Origin of the sequence: Kitasatospora sp. NPDC057542 (assembly GCF_042801945.1) — a bacterium.
Taxonomy (GTDB): Bacteria; Actinomycetota; Actinomycetes; order Streptomycetales; family Streptomycetaceae; genus Kitasatospora.
Window position 1 is genome coordinate 1 of record NZ_JBHVFE010000677.1, and the last position, 3,438, is coordinate 3,438.

Below are 3,438 nucleotides of genomic sequence, written 5' to 3' on the forward strand. Positions count from 1 at the left end.
GAGTCCATGATCAAGCGCGACCTGGGCATCAAGGACATGGGCACACTGCTGCCGGGCCACGGCGGCATCATGGACCGGCTCGACTCGCTGCTGCCCACCGCCCCGGTGGCCTGGCTGCTCTACCTGGCCTTCACCGGCGCCGGGTGAGCCCACGCGGGTGAATCTGCGACACTGGAACAACCATGCCTAAGCCCGGAGAACTCACTTTTGTCGCGCCGCGCGGCGCCAAGCCCCCGCGACACCTCGCCGACCTGAGCCCCGCCGAGCGCAAGGAGGCCGTCGCCGAGCTGGGCGAGCAGCCGTTCCGCGCCAAGCAGCTCTCCAACCACTACTTCGGCCGGATGTCGAACGACCCGGCGAGTTGGACGGACATCCCCGCCGTCAGCCGGGAGAAGCTCACCGGGAGCCTGCTGCCCGAGCTGATGTCGGTGGTCCGGCACGTCTCCTGCGACGACGACGCCACCCGCAAGACGCTCTGGAAGCTCTTCGACGGCACGCTCGTGGAGTCCGTGCTGATGCGCTACCCGGACCGGGTCACCATGTGCATCAGCTCGCAGGCCGGCTGCGGCATGAACTGCCCGTTCTGCGCCACCGGCCAGGCCGGGCTGACCCGCAACCTCTCCACCGCCGAGATCGTCGAGCAGATCGCCGCAGGGATGCGCGCGCTCAAGTCGGGGGAGATCCCCGGCGGCGAGGCGCGGCTGTCCAACGTGGTCTTCATGGGCATGGGCGAGCCGCTGGCCAACTACAACCGGGTGCTGTCCGCGATCCGCCGGCTGACCGACCCGGCGCCGGACGGCTTCGGCCTGTCCCAGCGCGGCATCACGGTCTCCACCGTCGGCCTCGTCCCGGCGATGCACCGGTTCGCCGACGAGGGCCTCAGCTGCCGCCTGGCGCTGTCGCTGCACGCCCCGGACGACGAGCTTCGCGACGAGCTGGTGCCGGTGAACACCCGGTGGAAGGTCGCCGAGGTGCTGGACGCGGCCTGGAACTACGCGGAGAAGTCCGGCCGCCGGATCTCCATCGAGTACGCGCTGATCAAGGACATCAACGACCAGGCCTGGCGGGCCGACCTGCTCGGCCGGCTGATCAAGAACCGCCGGGTGCACGTCAACCTGATCCCGCTGAACCCGACCCCCGGTTCCAAGTGGACGGCCTCCCGGCCCGAGGACGAGCGCGAGTTCGTCCGCCGGCTCCAGTCGCACGGCGTGCCGACGACCGTCCGCGACACCCGCGGCCAGGAGATCGACGGTGCCTGCGGCCAGCTCGCCGCGGCGGGCTGAGTCCCACCGCAGGAAACCCGTACCGCAGGAAACCCCTACCGGAGCCCGGCGGCCGCCAGTGCGGCGGTCGCCCCGCCGGTCAGCAGCAGCGTGCTGCCCACCGCGAGGGTGCGCAGCGCGACCGCCCCGAACAGCAGCCGGGGCGAGGTGCCGAGGCGCAGCAGCGCGTCGGTGACCTGACGGCGGTCGGTACGGACCTCGGCGAGGCGGACGATCACCGCGGCGGTCGCGCAGCCGAGCACCAGGCAGGCCTCGATCGCGGGCAGCGCGTCGGCGCTGTCGGGCGTGCCGATCCAGTAGCGGACGGTGGTGAGCACCAGCGCGACGGTGAGGGTGAGCACGGCCAGCGGCGCGCCGAGCCGGCGGGCCTGGGCTGTGAGGCCGCGCCCGGCCAGCAGCCGCAGCGGGGTCGGCCGCCCGAGGGCGAGCAGCCGTCCGGCCCAGGCCAGCAGCGGGCCGGTGAGCAGGGCGATGCCGAGCGCGCTGGCGGCCCAGCCGCCGAGGGCGGCGGTGCTGGTGCTGCCGAGTCCGGCGGGCAGGTGGATCGGGCGGCCGTCGGCGGCGGCGTCGGGCCGCAGCGCGATGAGTTCGAGCGCGGCGCCGATCACGCCCAGCCCGATCGCCAGGGCGATCCGCCAGACGCCGAAGCCGGTCGGGGCGTGGGTGCGGCCGCCGGGCAGGGTCTCGGTGACGGGCACCGCGCAGGCGGCGGCGGTGCCGGCGGTGAGCGGGACCAGGGCGAGCAGGACGACCGGCGCGGCGGGCGGCAGCGGCACGCCCATGCCGAGGTCGGGGGCGAGCGCGGGCCCGGCGATGTCGTTGCGCAGCACCAGGAAGCACAGCAGGGTGAGGACGCTGCCGAGGGTGGCGGCGAGTGCGACCTCACCGGCGATCAGCGTGCGGATCCGGCGGGAGCCGGCCCCGGCCGCGGTGAGACCCGCGATCCGCTCGGGCCGCCGGGCGGGCACCGCACCGGCGGCGACGGCCGCGAACCAGGCGACGGCGGCGAGCGGGGGCAGGCACCAGAGCAGCCGGACCAGCGGGTCGGCGCCGCCGGTCGGGTCGCTCATCGCCCGGCCGAGGGAGCGCAGCAGGAAGGCGGCGACCACGGCGGCGGCCAGCGCCGTGAGCAGCCAGCGGCCGAGGTCGGGCACCCGGTAGCCCCGGGCCAGACGGAGATAGAACACGTCGACTCTTTCAGCGGCTCGGCGTCGTCAGCGGTGGGTGGCCGTGACGGCGGGCGCTCCGGGGGCCCCGGGGGCGGAGGTGCTGCGGGGGACGGGGGCGGCGGGGGCGGTGAGCCGTCCGTCGAGGAGGGTGACGGCGCGGTCCGCGAACCGGACGAGCTCGGGGTCGTGGGTGGCCAGGACGAGGGTGAGCTGGTGGGATCGGGCCGCGCTGGCCAGTATCCGCATGACCTGGTCGGCGGCCTCGCGGTGCAGTGGGGCGGTGGGGTCGTCGGCGAAGACGACGGGCGGCAGCGGGGCGAGGGCGCGGGCGACGGCGACCCGCTGACGCCGGCTCTGGACCAGCTGCTCGGGGCGCTGCCGGGCGCAGTCGCCGACGTCGAGGCGTTCCAGCCACTCGTCGGCGGCGGTGTAGGCGGCCTTGTTGCCGGCCCCGGCGAGCAGCAGCGGCAGGGCGACGTTCTCCCGGGCGGTCAGTTCGGGCACCAGGTGGGGCTCGGAGCCGACGAAGCCGAAGCGGTCGCGCCGCAGCCGTTCGCGGCCGGCCCGGGCGAGGGTGTGCACGGGGGCGCTGTTGAACCAGACCTCGCCCTCGTCGACCGGGAGTTGAGCGGAGAGGCAGCCGAGCAGGGTGCTCTTGCCGGAGCCGCGCGGGCCGGTGACGGCGAGCACCTCACCCTCGCGGACGCCGATCGAGATGCCGCGCAGGGCGGGGGTGCCGTCATGGGACTTGACGATCTCCCGGGCCCACAGCACGTCGTTGTCAGGCGGTGCCGCTGACATGAGGATCCATCCTGGGTGGCCGCAGGGATATGACAGTCGTCAGATTAGAACGCCCGGGGCGGGGCGCGGTTGCGGCGCACTGGTCCATCACGGGCAAATCACCCGCATTCAGGCATGTTTGGTCGTACGACTGTGATGTTGGGCGGGCGGGGGAACGCCGAAGGGCGGTCCCGCGGGAGCTGGAC

Annotated in this window: 4 protein-coding genes; 2 read left to right on the forward strand and 2 right to left on the reverse strand. The window is 74.3% G+C overall.

Annotated elements, in window-relative coordinates; genetic code table 11:
- Together ACFU7Y_RS41935 and rlmN are read left to right on the forward strand one after the other, a co-directional pair.
- Window positions 1-147, forward strand: a 147-nt coding sequence (locus tag ACFU7Y_RS41935; protein WP_380771683.1) for a phosphatidate cytidylyltransferase, incomplete at its 5' end; no start/stop codon positions are given.
- Window positions 148-182: 35 nt separating this feature from the next.
- Window positions 183-1,283 (forward strand): 23S rRNA (adenine(2503)-C(2))-methyltransferase RlmN, encoded by a 1,101-nt coding sequence (gene rlmN, locus ACFU7Y_RS41940; RefSeq protein ID WP_224285093.1) that lies wholly within the window; start codon window positions 183-185, stop codon window positions 1,281-1,283.
- Window positions 1,284-1,318: 35 nt separating this feature from the next.
- On the opposite strand, the gene ACFU7Y_RS41945 is transcribed toward rlmN, so the two are convergent.
- On the reverse strand, window positions 1,319-2,470 hold the full coding sequence (locus ACFU7Y_RS41945; protein ID WP_380771681.1) for a hypothetical protein: 1,152 nt from the start codon (window positions 2,468-2,470) through the stop codon (window positions 1,319-1,321).
- Window positions 2,471-2,497: 27 nt separating this feature from the next.
- On the reverse strand, window positions 2,498-3,253 hold the full coding sequence (locus ACFU7Y_RS41950; protein WP_224280198.1) for an ABC transporter ATP-binding protein: 756 nt from the start codon (window positions 3,251-3,253) through the stop codon (window positions 2,498-2,500).
- Between the last annotated feature and the right edge of the window lie 185 nt (window positions 3,254-3,438).

Excerpts from the sequence above, each read along its gene's own strand:
- rlmN (WP_224285093.1), top strand. The coding sequence starts at position 183 with ATGCCTAAGCCCGGAGAACTCACTTTTGTCGCGCCGCGCGGCGCCAAG.
- ACFU7Y_RS41950 (WP_224280198.1), bottom strand. The coding sequence starts at position 3,253 with ATGTCAGCGGCACCGCCTGACAACGACGTGCTGTGGGCCCGGGAGATC.